The 17909-nt window shown below is 63.9% G+C and carries 17 protein-coding genes and 1 pseudogene; 13 read left to right on the top strand and 5 right to left on the bottom strand.

Annotated elements, in window-relative coordinates; genetic code table 11:
* Positions 1–253 (top strand): annotated as a pseudogene (locus ACK4IU_RS13885) (hypothetical protein); the annotation flags it as partial.
* A 58-nt stretch (positions 254–311) separates the two neighbouring features.
* On the opposite strand, the gene ACK4IU_RS13880 reads toward ACK4IU_RS13885, so the two are convergent.
* The gene (locus tag ACK4IU_RS13880) at positions 312–815 is read right to left on the bottom strand and encodes a very short patch repair endonuclease (RefSeq protein ID WP_409736210.1); all 504 of its coding nucleotides are present in this window, start codon (positions 813–815) and stop codon (positions 312–314) included.
* A 67-nt stretch (positions 816–882) separates the two neighbouring features.
* Here ACK4IU_RS13880 and ACK4IU_RS13875 point away from each other — a divergent pair, with 67 nt between their 5' ends.
* The 9 genes from ACK4IU_RS13875 (at position 883) to ACK4IU_RS13835 (ending at position 13610) form a co-directional block, all read left to right on the top strand.
* On the top strand, positions 883–2436 hold the full coding sequence (locus tag ACK4IU_RS13875) for a DNA cytosine methyltransferase (protein ID WP_409736214.1): 1554 nt from the start codon (positions 883–885) through the stop codon (positions 2434–2436).
* 73 nt (positions 2437–2509) lie between these two features.
* Positions 2510–4003, top strand: coding sequence for an ATP-binding protein (locus tag ACK4IU_RS13870; protein WP_409736208.1), 1494 nt, complete (start codon positions 2510–2512; stop codon positions 4001–4003).
* The gene (locus ACK4IU_RS13865; RefSeq protein WP_409736206.1) at positions 4000–6735 is read left to right on the top strand and encodes a Z1 domain-containing protein; all 2736 of its coding nucleotides are present in this window, start codon (positions 4000–4002) and stop codon (positions 6733–6735) included. Before ACK4IU_RS13870 ends, ACK4IU_RS13865 begins: the two co-directional genes overlap by 4 nt.
* Entirely contained in the window at positions 6722–7696 is a 975-nt protein-coding gene (locus ACK4IU_RS13860; protein ID WP_409736204.1) for a PD-(D/E)XK motif protein, read from the top strand. Before ACK4IU_RS13865 ends, ACK4IU_RS13860 begins: the two co-directional genes overlap by 14 nt.
* Positions 7693–9762 (top strand): AIPR family protein, encoded by a 2070-nt coding sequence (locus ACK4IU_RS13855; protein WP_409736202.1) that lies wholly within the window; start codon positions 7693–7695, stop codon positions 9760–9762. The genes ACK4IU_RS13860 and ACK4IU_RS13855 overlap by 4 nt, the downstream gene beginning before the upstream one ends.
* A gap of 400 nt (positions 9763–10162) precedes the next feature.
* Complete coding sequence (locus ACK4IU_RS13850; RefSeq protein ID WP_409736200.1) at positions 10163–11425, top strand: site-specific DNA-methyltransferase; 1263 nt, start codon at positions 10163–10165, stop codon at positions 11423–11425.
* On the top strand, positions 11422–12795 hold the full coding sequence (locus ACK4IU_RS13845; RefSeq protein WP_409736198.1) for a site-specific DNA-methyltransferase: 1374 nt from the start codon (positions 11422–11424) through the stop codon (positions 12793–12795). Before ACK4IU_RS13850 ends, ACK4IU_RS13845 begins: the two co-directional genes overlap by 4 nt.
* Positions 12792–13001 (top strand): hypothetical protein, encoded by a 210-nt coding sequence (locus tag ACK4IU_RS13840; RefSeq protein WP_409736196.1) that lies wholly within the window; start codon positions 12792–12794, stop codon positions 12999–13001. The genes ACK4IU_RS13845 and ACK4IU_RS13840 overlap by 4 nt, the downstream gene beginning before the upstream one ends.
* Before the next feature lie 228 nt (positions 13002–13229).
* Positions 13230–13610: an HNH endonuclease gene (locus ACK4IU_RS13835; protein ID WP_409736194.1), complete on the top strand. Its 381-nt coding sequence runs from the start codon at positions 13230–13232 to the stop codon at positions 13608–13610.
* Between the two features lie 14 nt (positions 13611–13624).
* On the opposite strand, the gene ACK4IU_RS13830 is transcribed toward ACK4IU_RS13835, so the two are convergent.
* The 4 genes from ACK4IU_RS13830 to ACK4IU_RS13815 form a co-directional block, all read right to left on the bottom strand.
* Positions 13625–14185, bottom strand: coding sequence for a DUF3489 domain-containing protein (locus tag ACK4IU_RS13830; RefSeq protein WP_409736192.1), 561 nt, complete (start codon positions 14183–14185; stop codon positions 13625–13627).
* Positions 14186–14280: 95 nt separating this feature from the next.
* A complete protein-coding gene (locus ACK4IU_RS13825) occupies positions 14281–14505 on the bottom strand; it encodes a hypothetical protein (RefSeq protein WP_409736190.1) in 225 nt (74 codons plus the stop codon).
* A gap of 112 nt (positions 14506–14617) precedes the next feature.
* Complete coding sequence (locus tag ACK4IU_RS13820; RefSeq protein WP_409736188.1) at positions 14618–14839, bottom strand: hypothetical protein; 222 nt, start codon at positions 14837–14839, stop codon at positions 14618–14620.
* Positions 14840–14852: 13 nt separating this feature from the next.
* Positions 14853–15047 carry a DUF6900 domain-containing protein gene (locus ACK4IU_RS13815; protein ID WP_409736186.1) on the bottom strand — a complete coding sequence of 65 codons (195 nt, stop codon included), beginning with the start codon at positions 15045–15047 and terminating at the stop codon, positions 14853–14855.
* Between the two features lie 123 nt (positions 15048–15170).
* Between ACK4IU_RS13815 and ACK4IU_RS13810 the strand changes: the two genes are divergently transcribed.
* The 3 genes from ACK4IU_RS13810 to ACK4IU_RS13800 are packed head-to-tail and all read left to right on the top strand — an operon-like array spanning position 15171 to position 17909.
* Complete coding sequence (locus ACK4IU_RS13810; RefSeq protein ID WP_409736184.1) at positions 15171–15707, top strand: hypothetical protein; 537 nt, start codon at positions 15171–15173, stop codon at positions 15705–15707.
* Entirely contained in the window at positions 15655–17697 is a 2043-nt protein-coding gene (locus ACK4IU_RS13805; RefSeq protein ID WP_409736182.1) for a phage terminase large subunit family protein, read from the top strand. The genes ACK4IU_RS13810 and ACK4IU_RS13805 overlap by 53 nt, the downstream gene beginning before the upstream one ends.
* On the top strand, positions 17697–17909 hold the full coding sequence (locus tag ACK4IU_RS13800) for a phage head-tail joining protein (RefSeq protein WP_409736180.1): 213 nt from the start codon (positions 17697–17699) through the stop codon (positions 17907–17909). Before ACK4IU_RS13805 ends, ACK4IU_RS13800 begins: the two co-directional genes overlap by 1 nt.

Below are 17909 nucleotides of genomic sequence, written 5' to 3'. Positions count from 1 at the left end.
CGTCGTCGGCACCGAACGCATCCGGGCGCGCGGGCAGGGTGCGCACGCCAAATGGAAGACCGTCGAAATCCTTGCCTGCCCCGTCACATTTGCCCCCCATCCACATCAGATCGAGGCCGCCAGGCGCGGCTATGACGACTGGCGGCAGGCGCTGGACTGGGTGCGCGAGGGGCTCAGCGCGGGCAGGATGTTGAGCGAACTCGAAGTGACCATGGCGATGCCGAAGATTCGACCTTGGGAAGGGAGCCGGTGACATGTCAGACAGACCGTCATTTGGCCGCTCCGGACTTTCCGACCTGTGCTCAGACGGTTCATGTCCGTTCAGACCCTGCCAGGCCGCTTCTCCGGTCTTTGGGCGCCCCGATGTCCGTCTCTCCGACTTCAAGCTCTCGACCATCACCTGGAAGCCATCCCGAAACGGCGTCCCGGACGGCTGCAACACCAGCCTCGGTTCGCAAGGCGCATTCCCAGATTGTCGCAACCCTCCAACCGGCCAGCAACAGCGCCGATCTAACGGCACTGTCCCGTGCCACATTCGCGCTGAACTTCGACGCCCAGAATTCCGAGCGTGTTGCCGGAGTAGTTGCGTAACGGCAGCGCGGGTGCCGGTGCCAGAAGCACCCGTGCACGAAGATGACGGTCTTGTATTTCGGCAGCACGAGATCAGGCTTCCCAAGTATACCCTTGGCATGGAGCCGATAGCGAAAGCCCAGCGCATGCAAGGACCGCCGGAGGGCCAGTTCCGGCTTCGTGTCCTTTCCGCGGATCCCGGCCATCATCCGGGAACGGGTCTGGCTGTCGACGATGTCGGTCATTTGCCTCCTGGCCTCGGCCGGTGGACTTGGTATACAGCCTATGATCCGAATTCGAGAGGTCTCTGATTTGCCAGCCACTTTCGGCATTGTCGATCTGTTTGCAGGTCCGGGAGGCCTTGGAGAGGGGTTCGCCTCGCTGGAGGCTGGCGGCCAGCATCCGTTCCATATCGGGATTTCCGTTGAGAAGGAGGCATCGGCACATCGGACACTTCGGCTCCGCGCCTTTCTGCGTGATCATGTCTCGCGACACGGCACCCTGCCGGAAGCCTTCGTGAAGTTTCATGCTGGTCTGACGGATGAACCTGACTGGTCCGGGGTGGACGCCGCCGCATGGGCAGAGGCGACAGCCGAAGCTCGCTGTCTCGAGCTGGGCAGTGAAGCAGCCGCAGCAGCCATCGACGAGGCTATCGGTCGGCTGCGCCAGCGCTTCGACGACACGATCCTGATCGGGGGCCCTCCCTGCCAGGCCTATTCGCTGGTCGGACGGGCCCGTTCGCGCGGCAAGACGGACTACGTCCCGGAGGAAGACCACCGGCATTACCTTTTCCGCGAGTACATCCGGGTTCTGGACCGGTTGAGACCGGCCGCCTTCGTCATGGAAAACGTCAAGGGCATGCTGTCCTCGACCGTCGAAAGCCGACTGGTCTTCGAGATGATGATGGAAGACCTCGCCTCGCTGGGTACGGGTCACGGCCATCACTACGAGCTTCGAACGATCCGCCTTGCCGATGGAACAGCCACCCTGCAAGAGGCGGCACAGCCATCCGACTTCATCGTGCGGGCCGAACAGTTCGGCGTTCCGCAGCGCCGCCACCGCGTCATCATCGTCGGCATCAGGTCCGATCTGGCGGCCCGGGCGGTCGGCGCAAGCATTTCGGTGTCGGGCTCAACCCGGACGGTCGATGAGACCATCGGCAACATGCCGCCTCTGCGCAGCGGCATCAGCCGCGCGTCAGACACCGCCGAGGCATGGAAAAAGGAGGTCGCAGGGTTCGCCGGACTGCTCGCGAAGATTTCCAAGAGCGCCGAAGACGGTACCCTCGCTTCGGAATTCCGCGAGATCAATGAAGTCCTGAAGCACGGCGCCGAAACCCGCCGCTCCTCCGCCATGCTGCCTTCGGCCTACGGAACGTCGAATGACGACTTGATGCGCTGGTTGGAGCGTCCCGGCTTGTGCGCGCTGGCCCAGCACGAAACCAGGGGCCACATGGCCACGGACCTGGGTCGCTACCTGTTTGCCGCAGTCTTCGGCAAGGTGCGTGGTTACAGCCCAAAGGCGGCCGACTTCCCGATGGCCCTCAGTCCGGATCACCGTAACTGGTACAGCGGCGTCTTCAATGACCGCTTTCGCGTCCAGCTTGCACACGAGCCTTCGACGACCGTGACCAGCCACATCTCGAAGGACGGTCACTACTTCATCCACCCGGACCCGCTCCAGTGCCGCAGCCTGACGGTGCGCGAGGCTGCCCGGTTGCAGACTTTCCCCGACGACTACCTGTTCCTCGGCAACAGGACACAGCAGTATGTGCAGGTTGGAAATGCGGTCCCGCCTTTCCTTGCAAGGCAGATTGCAGCGCTCGTCCATGCATCCCTGACAAAACCGGACACCCTCAAGCTCTGAGGCACCTCCCGCACCTTGTAACGACGATCCGTTCACGCCAGAGTAGATCGTGATCGTACTGCCAAGGGTTCGCATGCAGGAAATTGTCGTTTCAAGACGGGCAGATGCCACTCCTCACGCCGCGGCATTGATCGAGGGCCTGAGGGATATCGGTTATTCCCTCGAAACGGCCATTTCAGACATCATCGACAATTCGATTACCGCTGGTGCGCAGCGGATCGAGATTGTCACGGAGACCTATTCGGACGAGCCCTATATCGCGATCATCGACGATGGCCTGGGCATGACCGAAGACGAACTTGTCGCAGCGATGCGACCCGGCAGCAGGAACCCGCTGGCCACACGTGATGAACCGGACCTCGGTCGGTTTGGTCTCGGCCTGAAGAGCGCCAGCTTCTCTCAGTGCCGTCGGCTCACGGTCGTGTCCCGGCGCTCCGAGCAAACCAGCGCAGCCATCTGGGACCTTGATGATGTTGCCGAACGGAACGAATGGGCGGTCCAATTGCCCGATCATTTCGATCTCATCCCGGGCGTCGAGAAGCTGGGGCAGCATGGTACGCTGGTGCTCTGGCAGAAACTTGACCGACTGACTGGCGGTTATTCCCACAATGCGGCCAAGCGCGCGGAGGTCATCAACCAGAGGATCGCTGAAACAGAGCGCCACCTGCGCCTCGTGTTTCATCGGTTCATGGAGGATGCCAAACCGCTGCGCATTCTCCTGAACGGGCGACTGCTTCGTCCCCTTGATCCGTTTGCCAGAAAGAACCCCGCGACCATTTCAGACCCGGAAGAAAAGCTGACCCTTATCAGGGGCGACGTGGAGATCCAGAGCTTCACGCTTCCCCATCACAAGCAGATGGGAAAGACGGAATGGGAGGATATCGGCGGGCCTGAGGGTCACCTGAAATCACAGGGCTTCTATCTCTATCGCGGCAAGCGCCTGATCCTGCATGGCACATGGTTTGGCCTGTGCCGCCAGTCCGAACTGACCAAGCTGTCCCGGGTCAGGATCGACATTCCCAACAGCATGGACGCGGACTGGAAAATCGACGTCAAGAAGTCCTCGGCACAGCTTCCGCCTGTCGTGCGCGATCGACTGAAAAAGATCATCGAACGCATTCTTGCCGGTTCGAAGCGCACCTACAGCAAGCGGGGACAGAGGCTCGTCGATCATGAACGGCTGCCCATGTGGCACCGGATTCAGGCAGATGGGCAGATACGCTACCGACCGAACATCGAACACCCGGCGTTTGCCGATTTCGCCGAAAGCCTGCCCCCGGACCTCCGGCGTGGCTTCTTCAACTGCATTGCTCTGGTCGGGGCGTCATTGCCCATCGAAACGTTGCACGCAGACATGGCAGGCACGGCCGAACAGATCGTCCCGGATCGGGTGGACGAAGACACGCTCGCCCAAGCCGTGCAGGCAACCCTCTCGGTCCTTCTGGGCGCGCGCAAGGACATCAAGGAAATCAAGTCGCTGATGAAGGACGTCGATCCGTTCAGATCGGCCTGGGAAGACACGGAACGCATCATCGCCGCGACGATCGAGACAAAGGAAGACACGTGAAGCAGATCCTGAGCAGCCTCGAGGGCATGACATCCATGTACATGGCGTCGCAGCCCGGCCCCCATACGGCGCAGTCGATCCGGGAGATCATCGCCCAACTGCGTGTCATGCCGTTGTTCGCAGGCCAGGTCGAAGATGATGACGCAGAGGAACTCGCACGCCTGATCGAGGAGAAATACGGCATCAGCATGGGCTTTGGCGCCATTGTCGATGCAGAGGATTTCCGTCCCTGGCTGCATGACGCCCGGATCAACGGCGAGATCGGAGACTTCTATTGGGGCCGGTACCGCAAACTCTTGAATCTGAAGGGACTGCCGAAGTCGGTGATCGACGCGACGGACGAGGTGACGGATCGTGTGCTGGATCGTCTTGGCGATCCGCGCAATTTGAGCGCTTGGAGCCGCCGCGGGATGGTGGTGGGACATGTGCAAAGCGGCAAGACCGCCAACTACACGGGGTTGATCTGCAAGGCGGCGGATGCAGGCTATCGCCTGATCGTCGTGATCGCGGGCATCCACAACAACCTTCGCAACCAGACCCAGGCCCGCATCGACGAGGGCTTCATCGGCCGGGATACCGGGCGGCTGGCCCATGCCAACAGGGCGCAACGCCAGAAGATCATCGGAGTCGGCCAGTTCGATCAGCGCGAGTTTCCGGTGTCTCTCACAAACACCCTGCGCGATTTCAACAAGGCGACGGCCACCACGAACACCAGCCAGATCGGGCAATACAACGTGCCCGTCGTGCTGGTGATCAAGAAGAACTCCAGCACACTGAAGAACCTTCTGGAATGGCTGAAGGAACATTCCGTCCATCAGGGCACTCAGATGGTCAGCCAGCCGATGCTGCTGATCGACGACGAAGCGGACAATGCCTCAATCAACACGGCCTATGCGCGTGATGAGGTGACCCGCATCAACGGCCAGATCCGCGAACTCCTCTCGCTTTTCCACCGCAGCTGCTACGTCGGCTATACGGCCACGCCCTTCGCCAACATCTTCATCGACCCGGATACCGACGACGAGACGCTGAAGCAGGACCTGTTCCCGCGGCACTTCATCATCGGCCTCGACGCGCCGTCGAACTACTTCGGGGCGCAGAAGGTGTTCCTTGATGCCCGAGAACGGCATGTCCGCCTGATCGACGACAATGAGGACATCCTGCCGATGAAGCACAAGATCGACCATCCGGTCGATGTGCTGCCGGAAAGCCTCATCCGTGCCGTGCGCGCATTCATCGTCGCGCGGGCGATCCGGAATGCCCGGGGCCAACAGGGCGCGCATGCCTCGATGCTGATCAACGCCTCACGCTTCACGGATGTCCAGGGGCGGTTGCGGTCCCGGGTGGCTGATGTGGTCGACAGGATGCGAGACGCGGTCGCGGTTGATGGTGCCAAGGGCAAGGCAGCGCTGCGCAACCCCGAGATTGCTGCCCTGCATGCGGTCTGGGAGGCCGAGTTCGCCGAGGCCGAGGGCGCGGACTGGCCCAACGTCCAGGCTCGCCTGCACGAGGTTCTGGTTGCCGCGCGTGTTGTCGAGGTCAACGCCTCAAAGCGGTCGCAGCCGCTCGACTACGACCAGGGCGGGGAACATGGCGTGACGGTGATTGCCGTCGGCGGTTTCTCTCTCTCGCGCGGGCTGACGCTGGAAGGGCTGACCATCAGCTACTTCCTGCGGAACTCGATGATGTATGACACGCTGATGCAGATGGGCCGGTGGTTCGGCTACCGGCCGGGCTACGAGGACCTGTGCCGGATCTGGATCCCTGCTGATGGCGTTGGCTGGTATGCCCATATCCACGAAGCCATGGACGACCTGCAGACCCAGCTGAAGCGCATGGAGCTGGCCAAGGCCACGCCAGAGCAATTTGGTCTAGCCGTGCGCAGCCATCCGGAATCGCTGATCGTGACGGCGCGGAACAAGATGGGGACGGGGCGCGAGTTCCCGATGAAAGTCGGCCTAGCAGGAAAGCTGGTCGAAACGACACGCATCCGCACAGATCGCGATCAACTGGACCGCAACCGACAGGCCGGGCAGGCACTGGCGGCGGCAATCCGGGCCAGCGGGCGGGCACCGCAAAACCCTTCCCGCGGAACCCTCTTCAGCGGCGTCTCGGTCGATCTGATCCGCGATTTCCTGCGTGCATTCCGAGCCGATGCTTCTGATCCCCTCACCGATCCGAGGCTGATGTCTGACTACATAGATGCACGCGCCGACACCGAGCTCAGGGAGTGGGATGTCCTCTTCGCCAGCGCACAGAAGGCGGATGCGACATCCGCCGATCTGTCCGGGATCGACATGCGGGCCTTCGGCAGATCGGTCGGTGAGCCGGATCTGCGGCAGGGCGTCCTCGCAATCAGCGGCACCAGCAGACGCGTCGGTTCGCCTGGCGACGAGCGTGTAGGGTTAACCAAGGAACAGATCGACGCGGCCACCAATACCTTTCGTGAAGAGCGGATTCGGGACGGCAAGCCTGTTCCGGAAACCCTTCCGCCCCGCATCTTCTGCGAGGTCCGGGGGCGCCGCCCGTTGATCATCCTCCGTTTCGTCGAACCTGTGGTCCCTGACGAACTGAAGGCCAAATCGCCTGGACTGGTTCTGGCATGGAGCATCTGCTTCCCGCCATCCGACGTTCAGGGCGGCACCGTGGAATACATCGTCAACACCATCCGGATGCGCGAGATGTTCGGCGAGGACGAAATCGAGGAGGAGGCGCTTGGTGATCCCGACTGACACGCCGTGGTCCGGTCTCGAGGCCGGAAAGGTGGACACGCGCCGGGTTTCGGCATCGGCACGGTGGAACTGGTTCTGGGCAGTGATGCCGCGCGCCGATGTGGCCCTTGTCCTGCAACTGGCTGACCTGCCGAAGCCTGCTCCGGACCTGCCCAAGCTGCGAAACCTGGAAATCCGGTTCCAGACGCTCCCCGGTGGCCCGATCCTCTACATCCGGCTCAAGGACAACGCCCAGCTTGAACTGTTCGAAACCCTCTGCCGCGATGTAATCGCTGCAGGCGAGCTTGCAGAGACCGAGGCTGAAGCCTTGGAGCGCGCCATCGGCCGCACCTTCCGCTGGCACTATCTGCTGCGCGGCGGAAAGCTCGAGGTTTTGTCGGAAGAAGCCCAGAAGGGCCTGATCGGCGAGATCGAAGTGTTGAAGCTGCTGATTTACACGCTCGGCGCCAAACCGGCGTTGACCGCTTGGACAGGCCCTTCTGGCGCACCGAAGGATTTCGAACTGAAGGCCGACTGCATCGAGGTCAAGGCGAGGCGCGGGGCTTCGCAACCCTTCGTGAATATCACCAACGAGTTCCAGCTGGCAGATGTGCCGGATCGACGCCTGTGGCTGGCGGTGCTGGCCGTCGACAAGGTGCAGCCGCCGCACGGCCGCACGCTGACCGAGTATATCTCGGAAGTCACCGAGCTTCTGGAACAGACCGAGCCTTCAGCCATCATGGACTGGAATCTGCACCTGGCTGATGCCGGATTTGACATCGTGCACGACTATTCGGCCTGGCGCTGGATCGTCTCGGCCCCCGATTTCCATGCCGTGACCGAGGACTTCCCGCGGATTGCCGCCCCCGTGCCACTCGGATTGTCTGCGGTTTCCTACGCCCTTGCCCTTTCTGCCTGCACTCCCTTCCGTACGGATTGGGGCGCGGTGCAGGAGAAGTTGAACGAAGCAGATCAGACATGAACGAATTAGAAGAATATCACCAGAACCTGATGGCGGATATCCGTCGCGAAGCGGACGCCAGCGGAGTCTTTCCTGTGGAAGCCTTCTTCGACCGGATGACCGAGCGGTTGACCGAGGCCGGTGAACTGGAAGTCGCAGATCGCGCCTATTTCCAGAGCGGTGAGGGTGCACAGAGACTGAGGATCGACGGCTATGCAGGTGATCCGCGGGACAGCGAAGGCGTGTTGGGGCTGATCGTGTGCGACTTCGCCGACAGCGACACCGTTCAGACTTTTGGCAAAGGGGATGTGCCCCCGATCCTGAACCCCCTGATCCGATTTCTGAAGAAGGCAAAGACCGAGGAATTCCGCGACTCGCTGAACGAGGCCAACCCCGCCTTCCAGGTCTCGGACCTGATCATCACGACCTGGTCGCAGGTCACAAAGGTCAAATTGATCCTCATTTCCAACCGACAGTACATCGGCCGCGACGATACGGTGAAACTGGCCGACATTGGCGACGTGCCGATCACATGGTCAGTCTGGGATTTGGCGCGCTTCGAACGGTTCGACAGGTCGGGACAGGCCCGCGAGGACATGGTCATCGACTTTGCCCGGGATTTCGGGGCGCCCCTTCCGGCGCTCAAGGCGTCGCAGACGGGAGCTGCCCTCGAAAGCTACCTCCTGATCTTGCCGGGGGAGCAGTTGGCTGCAATCTACGACAAGTGGGGCGCACGCCTTCTCGAGGCCAACGTCCGGTCTTTCCTTCAGGCAAGGGCCAAGACCAACAAGGGAATCCAAAAGACCATCAAAGAGGAACCCGAGCTATTCTTCCCGTACAACAACGGCCTGTCAGCCACAGCCGATGCCGTGTCCTGCGTAAGGACGGATGACGGGCTGGCGGTTGCGTCGATCAGCAACCTGCAGATCGTCAATGGCGCTCAGACAACCGGGTCAATCCACGCTGGGCTGAAGTCTGCGAAGGAACAGCTCCCGCAAGTCTTCGTGCAGATGAAACTCACTGTCGTTCCTTCCGACAGGTCTGAGGACATCGTGCCGAAGATCTCGGAATACGCGAACACTCAGAACAAGGTGAACGCTGCCGATTTCTTCTCGAACCATCCCTTCCATATCCGGATGGAACAGTTTTCGCGCAGCGTCCTCTTCCCGGCGCGCGCTGGCGAACGTCACGACACCAAGTGGTTCTACGAGCGTTCGCGCGGACAGTTCATCAATGCCCGCGCCAAGCTGACACCAGCCCATCTGAAGAAGTTCGATCTTGAATTCCCGAAAACGCAGCTCTTCAGCAAGACCGATCTCGCCAAGTTCGAATTCTCAGCGGCCGGCCAGCCGCACATCGTTTCGCGTGGCGCCCAGAAGAACTTCGCGGAATTCGCCAAGGACATCGGCGAAGCATGGTCCAAGAGCGACGCCCGGTACGACGAGCTCTGGTACAAGCGGCTCATCTCGAAGGCGATCGTGTTTCGCTGGCTCGAGACAGAGGTTCCGAAGCAACCATGGTACGAGGGTGGCTATCGCGCCAACATCGTCACCTACTCCATGGCCAAGGTGTTCCACGATGCCAACGGCGAGAAGCAGGTCCTCGACCTCGATGCGATCTGGAGGCGGCAGTCTGTTCCAGAGGCCCTTCAGCGCGCTCTGCTTCTGGCGGCCGCAGAGGCACACGATGTCATCACCCATCCTCCGGCGGGTGTTCGCAACATGTCGGAATGGGCAAAGCAGCAGGCCTGCTGGAACGGGATGAAGGGTCGGACGCTGAACTATGGCGATGACTTCGATACCTGCCTGACCCTCGTGGATACCGCCAAGGCGGCAAAGCGCGACGAGAAGGCTAAGAAGGCAATGACCGAGGGCATCAATGCCCAATCGGAGGTAGTGACCTTGGGCGCTGAGTTCTGGAAGGAGGTTTTGGCTTGGGGACGCGAGCGGAAACGCCTCACGCCCAAAGACATGCAGATCCTCGAAGTCTGCGCGTCAATTCCGCGCCGGATCCCCTCGGACCTGCAGGCACGCCATGCCCTCGATGCGCTCGGGCGCATGAGAGATCTAGGGTTCAGTGAGTCCTAGACTCCCCCCTCCTCTGGTTCCTCCCCGGCCCCGAACGTATGCGGGGGGGGCGCAGCGCGGCGGTTCGCTAGCGTGAGGCAGTTTCACCGGGGAAGCCAGGCGGAAGCCACCTTGCGACCTGATGCCGGAATTCGTGAGTCAGATCAGCGGTTTGCGGAATCGGGAGCTGGCCGGGGTGGATTCCCGGCGGGAAGCCAGGGAAGCCACCTCCGGGGAAGCCAGGTGGGCGGAAGCCACCACGGGACGCCAATTCATTAGAAGCCGTTGAATCCGCTTCACTTTTCGGGTTGACAGACCTGCCCCCATTGACCTACCCCTTGATCATCGAAGAATTGCGCCCGGAGGAGCCCCCTCGCGGGCGCTTTTCATTTCCCCCTCCCCCTCATCCCGAGCCTGCCCCATGGACCTCGTCTTCGCGCCGAGCCAGGTTGAGTCCTGGCCGATTGCCCGGCTGCGCCCTTATGCCCGCAACGCCAAGATGCATGGCGACGACCAGGTCGCGAAGATCGCCGCCAGCATGGCCAAGTTCGGCTGGACCGTACCCTGCATGGTGGCCGACGACGGCGAACTGATCGCGGGGCATGGCCGGGTGCTGGCGGCGACGATGCTGGGGCTGACCGAGGTGCCGGTAATCCGGCTCAGCCATCTGGACGAGGCCGAGCGCCGGGCCTACCGGATCGCCGACAACAAGCTGACGGAGCTGGGCGAATGGAACGAGGCGCTGCTGCGCGACGAGATCGCGGGGCTGCGGGCCGAGGATTTCGACCTGACCCTGCTTGGCATCAGCGACGATGACCTCGACGCGCTGCTGCGGGATCCGGAGGCGCTGGGCGGGGATGGCCCGGTCGAGGGTGAGGACGACGTTCCGGACCTGCCGGTCACGCCCGTCTCGGTACCGGGTGACCTGTGGCAGCTCGGGCCTCACCGGTTGATCTGTGGTGACAGCACTTTAGCCGATGTGGTCAGGCGGCTGCTGGGAGATGTGCGTCCCCTGCTGATGGTCACCGACCCGCCCTATGGCGTGGAGTACGATCCCTCCTGGCGCAACCAGGCTGGCGCGGCCAAGACGAAACGCACCGGCAAGGTGCTGAACGACGATCGCGCCGACTGGCGCGAGGCATGGGCGCTGTTCCCCGGCGATGTGGCCTATGTCTGGCATGGGGCGCTGCATGCCGCGACTGTGGCCGACAGCTTGGTGTCTGCGGGTTTCGCGATCCGGTCGCAGATCATCTGGGCCAAGGACCGGCTGGTCCTCAGTCGCGGCGATTATCACTGGCAGCATGAACCCTGCTGGTATGCGGTGCGTGCCAAGGGCAAGGGCCATTGGGCAGGGGACCGCAAGCAGACCACGCTGTGGCAGATCGCCAACCGGGATCAGGACGCCGACACCGTGCACGGCACCCAGAAGCCGGTCGAATGCATGCGCCGCCCGATCCTGAACAACTCGTCCCCCGGCCAGTCTGTCTATGAGCCCTTCATGGGTTCCGGCACCACGCTGATCGCGGCCGAAACCACGGGCCGGGTGTGCTTCGGGGTCGAGTTGAACCCGGCCTATGTCGATGTCGCCATAGAACGCTGGCAGTCCTTCACCGGTCAGGAGGCCGTGCTGGCGGACACCGGCGAGAGCTTCGCCGCCCTCAAGGCAAAGCGGCTCGCGGCATGAACGCGCCCCTCCTGCCCGGCCGGATCGAGCATTGGCCCCTCGCCCGTCTTCGACCTTACGCCCGCAATGCCAAGACTCACGATGCCGATCAGGTGGCCAAGATCGCCGCCAGCATGGCCGAGTTCGGCTGGACCGTTCCCTGCCTTGTGGCGGCCGACGGCGAGCTGATTGCAGGGCACGGCCGCATCCTGGCCGCTGCCCAGCTCGGGCTGGCCGAGGCGCCGGTCATCGTGCTGGGCCATCTGACCGAGGCGCAACGTCGTGCCTATCGCCTCGCCGACAACAAGCTGACCGAACTGGGCGGCTGGGACGAGGCGCTGCTGCTCGAGGATCTGCGCGGGTTGATGGCCGAGGATTTCGACCTCGGGCTGATCGGGATCCCGGAGGATGAACTGGACGCGCTGCTGGATGATGCCGACGACCGTGCGTCCATCGACGATGACACCGCCGACACCATCCCTGACGCTCCGGCTGACCCGATCACCCGCCCCGGCGATATCTGGGCGCTGGGCGACCACCGGCTGATCTGCGGCGATGCGACCGACCCGGGTGTGGTGGCGCGGCTGATGGACGGGGCGCAGGCAGCGCTGATGTTCACCTCACCCCCCTATGCCCAGCAGCGCGACTATGGCGCGGCGAAGGAGAAGGTCGGCGATTGGGATGCGCTGATGCAGGGCGTCCTCGCCGCGGCGCCCGTCACCGCCGATGCCCAGCTGCTGGTGAACCTCGGCCTCGTGCACCGCGATGGCGAGTGGATCCCGTATTGGCAAGACTGGGTCGACTGGATGCGTGCGCAGGGCTGGCGGCGGTTCGGCTGGTATGTCTGGGACCAGGGGCCGGGCCTGCCCGGCGACTGGAACGGCCGCCTCGCGCCATCGCACGAGTTCATCTTCCACTTCAACCGCCAGCCCCGCAAACCGAACAAGACGGTCGAGAGCAAGCACGCGGGCGAAACCCTCGGTGGTGGCGGGCTGCGCGGGGCCGACGGCACGGTGCACCGCAAGACCGGCTACGGCAACGCGATCCAGAGCCATCGCATTCCGGACTCTGTGTTCCGGATCATGCGCCACAAGGGCGGGCTGGGCACGGCCGGATCGCACCCGGCCGTGTTCCCGGTGGCGCTGGTCGAGGCGGTGCTGGAGGCCTTCTCCGACCCCGGCGACCTGGTGTTCGAACCCTTCTGCGGCTCGGGCACACAGCTGATCGCCGCGGAACGCACCGGGCGGCGCTGCTCCGCGGTGGAGCTGGATCCGGTCTATTGCGATGTCGCCGTGCGGCGGTGGGAGATGGCGACAAGGCGGACAGCCAGCCGGGTCAAGGAAGCCGAGGCGGCGACAAAGCCTGCGCGCCGGTCGAGAAAGCGCGCATGACCCAGTCCCGCCGCATGTCCATGGTCGAAGCCGCAACCAACGTGATTTTCGGCTATGCGCTCGCGGTCGGAATGCAGATCGTGGTGTTTCCGGTCTTCGGCATCCACATCGCGCTGGACGATCAGCTGGCAATCGGGCTTGCCTTCACAGCCATTTCGCTGGTGCGAGGCTATGTGTTGCGCAGGCTGTTCGAGAGATTCCGTTGACGGGAAATCCGCGGTTCTCTACCGTTCGCCCAAACGAAGGCTCAGAAATGAGCTTTGACGGCGGCATAAGCCCCCTCAGGTCGGCAGTGAAAACCCTGACGGCATCGTTGTACGGACTGCGGAACCACGAACGATCGGGTCTCGCGCGAGCATAAGCTTCCCGCCGGGGAGCGCCCCTCCAAGGCGCCGCGCATTCGCTTCTCACGAAGTTGAATGGAGACCCCTTGGATGGGAAAGCTGTCGAATATTCGTCGAACCAAGATGCTGGCGCAGGGCGGCCGGTGCTATTACTGCGACCTGCCGATGTGGGATCCGGAGCTGGATAATGCCGTGCCGGAAATCTGCCGGGCACCAGCCATGCGGAAGTACCTCCGTTGCACGGCAGAGCATCTGCACCCCCGCTCTGACGGCGGTGCCGACGTGGCCGCGAACATCGTCGCTGCCTGCTGGTACTGCAACACAAGGCGGCATCACAGGAAGGAGCCACCCTCCCCGGACATCCATCGCGCACGAGTCCGAGAGAGGATGGCAAATGGAAAATGGCTGGCCGCGCAACTGAAGGACATCAGCAACGCTGTCGGCCCGGGTTCGGGTGCCAGAAGGGTCTGATGCCGCAATCCTGATCAGGGCAGCTTGTACACAGTCCCCCTGCCCTCGACCTTCTCCGCTGCGATGGGCAGACCCAGCTTTTTCTTGAGTGCCCCTGAAATGGCCCCCCTCGCGGTGTGAGCCTGCCAAGACGTCGCCGCGACGATCTCGGCGACCGTCGCCCCCTCGGGCCGCTGGAGCATGGCGATGATCTGCGCCTGTTTGGTGCCAGCGCGGATGGCGACGGGTTTCGCGGTGTCGGTGTCTTCGGGCGTTTCTGCGGGTTTCGCCTTGGGCCTCGCCTTGCGCACCCTGGCGACGGCGCTGGCCGCCACCGGCTCGATCCCGATGGCCTCCAGCCCGGCCTCGGTCGCGATCAGCGTGGTGCCGTGGCCATCGCCGGTCTCGCGCCACATCGGCTCGCCGCGGCTTGAGGAGGCCTCGACCTCCTCGAGCCAGCCGCGGGCGATCATCTTGCCGACCACCATCTTGGCAGCGGCGCCGACCAGCCCCTCGGGCAGCGGCAGGGCGAGATTGCCGGGCCGGGTCGCGGCGCGGGACAGGATAAGGGATTGGGTGTCGGACGGGGTGGTCATCGGGGCCTCCGGGCGCTGTGGCGCGCGCTGTGCGCGCCTTCTACGGAGGCAAGCCCCGTCGTCGGACGGGGCGGCCGTTGCGCCGGGTGGGCGCGTCAGGCGGCGTGTTCGCCTTCCTTGAAAGCGCTGTCGGTGATCTGGCGCAGCAGGCCCGCGTAGTGCTTCAGCGTGCCGACATGACCCCAGTGGATCTCGTCGGGGTGGGTCTCGAAGTGGTCGTCGCTCAGAACCTTCAGGCGCTCCAGCATCGTGTCGATCTCGGCCTTGGCGGCGATGAAGGCGTCGAGGGCCTTGGAGTTGTCGGTAACGCGGCGGGTCATGGCGGTGGCATCCTTCGCTGAGTTGCATCGTTCTGGTGCGAACACCATCGCTCTGTTGGGCGAATGATCGTAGGCAAATCGGAGCAATATCAGTGCTTTCTGATCGCTCCGGTCAGATCAGCCGCATCTCGGCCAGTGCGCGGCTGGCGGCACCAAGCTGGGCGGTGGGCAGTTCGATCTTCAGGTGCGACAGGACGTCGGAGGCCTCGGCCGGGATCCCGCTCTCGCGCAGCACCTGCTCGATGACTTCGGCGATGGCGTCCGGGCGGCTCAGATCGAACCCCTCGGGAAGGGCGGAATAGTCGATGCGGATGGTGGTGATGGCCATGGTCATGTCAGCGGCCCCCTCAGCGCCGTGTCGCGGCGAGACCCGCGGCATAGGCCTCAATCAGGGCGGCGCGGATCGACCAGATGGCGACGTCGTGGAAGTCGAGCCCGTCGCTGTTCCGGGTATCCAGCGTCTCGACGAAGAAGTGGCGCTTCGCGATGTCGAGCATCAGCGTCTCGGGCGCGGTGGAGGTGGGTTTGGCAGTTGTGGTCATGGTCTGGTCTCCGATCCGGGGGTGAGGTCCTGATCACAGAATCGCTCCGGAGGGGAAGACAATCAACGGGAATGATTGCCTTTTCATGTTTATTTTCAATATCTTGATGGACACCAAAGCGCCATGAAAGGCATGAGCGAACGCGAGTACGCGGCGCATTCCGGCCTGTCCCGCGGCGGGGTGCAGAAGGCGCGCAAGAACGGGCGGCTGGTGGTCTACGACGACGGGTCGATCAATGCCGCAGCCTCGGATGTGCGACGGGCAGAGATGACAGACCCGGACCAGCAGCGGCGCAGCTTGGGTGGCGAAAGCCTCGCCAGCGGTGCGGGCGAGACCTCGTCCTACATCAAGGCGCGCACACTTCTGACGGTCTATGCCGCGCAGGACAAGCAGATCGCGGTCCAGAAGAAAAAGGGCACGCTTGTCGACCGCGCGCGGGCGGAAACACTGGTGTTTCGTCTCGCGCGGCAGGAACGGGATGTCTGGGTCACCTGGCCCGGACGGGTGGCCGCGCTGATGGCGGCGCAGATCATGGCGGAGGTGGAACGGCAATCCGGGGCATCGGTGACGATCGAGACCGCGATCATGCAGAGGGTGCTGGAAGCCCATGTCCGCGAACAGCTCGACGCCCTCGCCGACCTCCGGGTCTCCCTCGGATGACGACAACGACCTGACCGCCGGTCTCGACCTCGGCTTCGATGGCGCCGAGGTCCTGCTCCGGGTCTGGCGGCAAGGGCTGCGCCCCGATCCGAACCTGACGGTGTCGGAATGGGCGGATCAGCATCGCTGGCTGTCGTCGCGGGGCGCGGCGGAGCCGGGGCGGTATCGCACCGCCCGCGCCCCCTACCTGCGCGAGATCATGGATGCGCTGTCGCCCGGCCATCCGGCCCAGCGCATCACCTTCATGAAGGCCGCGCAGGTCGGGGCCACGGAGGCGGGCAACAACTGGATCGGTTTCGTGATCCATCACGCCCCGGGGCCGATGCTGGCGGTGCTGCCAAGCCTGGAACTGGCGAAGCGCACCTCGCGCGGCCGTCTTGATCCTCTGATCGCGGATAGCCCGGCACTACGCGAGCGGGTGAACCCGGCCCGGTCGCGCGATGCCGGGAATTCGATGCTGTCGAAGGAGTTTCCCGGCGGCATCCTCGTGCTGACCGGGGCGAACTCGGCCACCGGCCTGCGGTCGATGCCCGCGCGCTATGTCTTCCTCGACGAGGTCGACGCCTATCCGGCCTCGGCCGACGAGGAAGGCGATCCGGTCACGCTGGCGGAAGCGCGGACCACCACCTTCTCGCACCGGCGCAAGGTGTTCATGGTCTCGACCCCGACGATCCGGGGACTGTCCCGGATCGAGCGTGAGTTTGAAGCCTCCGACCAGCGGCGCTACTTCGTGCCCTGCCCGCATTGCGGGGCGATGCAGTGGCTGCAATTCGACCGGCTGCGCTGGGCGAAGGGCCGACCGGAAACCGCCGCCTATCACTGCGAGGGCTGCGAGAGGCCCATCGCCGAGCACCACAAGACCGAGATGCTGGCCAAGGGGGAATGGCGGGCGACAGCGGTTTCCAGGGATCCGAAGGCCATCGGCTTCCACCTCTCGGCGCTCTATTCACCGCTCGGGTGGAAAAGCTGGTCAGACGTCGCGCGAGAATGGCTGGCGGCCCAAGGGTCGGACGAGACGCTGCGCGCGGCGCGCAACACGCTTCTGGGCGAGACATGGGTCGAAAGTGGCGACGCGCCGGAATGGCAACGGCTGGCGGATCGGCGCGAAGCCTGGAAGCCGGGCACGGTGCCGAAGGCAGGGCTGTTCCTGACCGCCGGGGCCGACGTCCAGAGGGACCGGATCGAGGTCGACATCTGGGCCTGGGGCCGGAGCCTCGAGTCCTGGCTCGTCGATCACATCGTGATCCCGGGCGGGCCTGACGATCCGGCAGCCTGGGACAAGCTGACCGCCCTGCTCGGGCGCAGCTGGCAACATGCCAACGGCGCCTTCATGACTGTGGCGCGGCTTGGCATCGACACCGGTTACGAGGCCGCGGCAGTCTATGCTTGGTCGCGCAACGTCGGCTTCGAACAGGTCGCACCCCTTAAAGGCCTGGAAGGCTTCAATCGGGCAACCCCGGTTTCTGGCCCGACCTATGTCGATGCCACCATCGGCGGCAAACGCTTGCGCCGGGGCGCGAGGCTCTGGTCGGTGGCCACGGCGACGTTCAAGGCGGAGACATACCGCTTCCTGCGGATCGAACGGCCCTCGGACGAGGACCGTGCCACAGGGGTGCTCGATGCCCCAGGGACTATCCATCTGCCTGGCTGGGCCGACACCGAATGGCTGAAGCAGCTGGTGGCCGAGCAGCTGGTCACCATCCGCAACAAGCGCGGCTATGCCCACCAGGAATGGCAGAAGATGCGCGAGCGGAACGAGGCGCTCGACTGCCGGGTCTATGCCCGCGCTGCAGCGTGGATCCTCGGCGCTGACCGTTGGGACGAGGCCACCTGGCGGCGGCTGGAAGCGCAGGCGGGCGTGGAAACGCGCATGCCTGCAGCCATCCCGAATGACACCACACCACCCGATCCGGCCCAGCCCAAGGCCGGAACACTGACCACGCCACGCCGGAAACGGCGGACCTACACCCCGAAGTTCATGAGGGACTGATGGACCTGGAACGCATGCAGGCCCTGCTCACGGCACTGCAGGAAGCCCGCTTCGCCGGGCTGCGCAGCGTCAGCTATGACGGCAAGACCGTGACCTATGGCTCGGATGCGGAACTGGCCGCGGCCATTCGGGACTTGGAGGGCCGGATTGCTACCGCCTCTGCCATGCCGCGTCGCCGCCGCTGGGGCACCGTGGCCACGAAGGGTCTGTGA

The sequence above is a fragment of the Tabrizicola flagellatus genome (assembly GCF_046295235.1).
Classification (GTDB): domain Bacteria; phylum Pseudomonadota; class Alphaproteobacteria; order Rhodobacterales; family Rhodobacteraceae; genus Tabrizicola; species Tabrizicola flagellata_A.
The sequence above is the reverse complement of the archived record's forward strand: the minus strand, read 5'-3'. Positions and strand labels throughout refer to the sequence as shown.

Coding starts and splice junctions, on each gene's coding strand:
- ACK4IU_RS13880 (WP_409736210.1), bottom strand. CDS start 815: ATGACCGACATCGTCGACAGCCAGACCCGTTCCCGGATGATGGCCGGG.
- ACK4IU_RS13870 (WP_409736208.1), top strand. CDS start 2,510: ATGCAGGAAATTGTCGTTTCAAGACGGGCAGATGCCACTCCTCACGCC.
- ACK4IU_RS13855 (WP_409736202.1), top strand. CDS start 7,693: ATGAACGAATTAGAAGAATATCACCAGAACCTGATGGCGGATATCCGT.
- ACK4IU_RS13850 (WP_409736200.1), top strand. CDS start 10,163: ATGGACCTCGTCTTCGCGCCGAGCCAGGTTGAGTCCTGGCCGATTGCC.
- ACK4IU_RS13845 (WP_409736198.1), top strand. CDS start 11,422: ATGAACGCGCCCCTCCTGCCCGGCCGGATCGAGCATTGGCCCCTCGCC.
- ACK4IU_RS13840 (WP_409736196.1), top strand. CDS start 12,792: ATGACCCAGTCCCGCCGCATGTCCATGGTCGAAGCCGCAACCAACGTG.
- ACK4IU_RS13835 (WP_409736194.1), top strand. CDS start 13,230: ATGGGAAAGCTGTCGAATATTCGTCGAACCAAGATGCTGGCGCAGGGC.
- ACK4IU_RS13830 (WP_409736192.1), bottom strand. CDS start 14,185: ATGACCACCCCGTCCGACACCCAATCCCTTATCCTGTCCCGCGCCGCG.
- ACK4IU_RS13825 (WP_409736190.1), bottom strand. CDS start 14,505: ATGACCCGCCGCGTTACCGACAACTCCAAGGCCCTCGACGCCTTCATC.
- ACK4IU_RS13820 (WP_409736188.1), bottom strand. CDS start 14,839: ATGACCATGGCCATCACCACCATCCGCATCGACTATTCCGCCCTTCCC.
- ACK4IU_RS13815 (WP_409736186.1), bottom strand. CDS start 15,047: ATGACCACAACTGCCAAACCCACCTCCACCGCGCCCGAGACGCTGATG.
- ACK4IU_RS13810 (WP_409736184.1), top strand. CDS start 15,171: ATGAAAGGCATGAGCGAACGCGAGTACGCGGCGCATTCCGGCCTGTCC.
- ACK4IU_RS13805 (WP_409736182.1), top strand. CDS start 15,655: ATGTCCGCGAACAGCTCGACGCCCTCGCCGACCTCCGGGTCTCCCTCG.
- ACK4IU_RS13800 (WP_409736180.1), top strand. CDS start 17,697: ATGGACCTGGAACGCATGCAGGCCCTGCTCACGGCACTGCAGGAAGCC.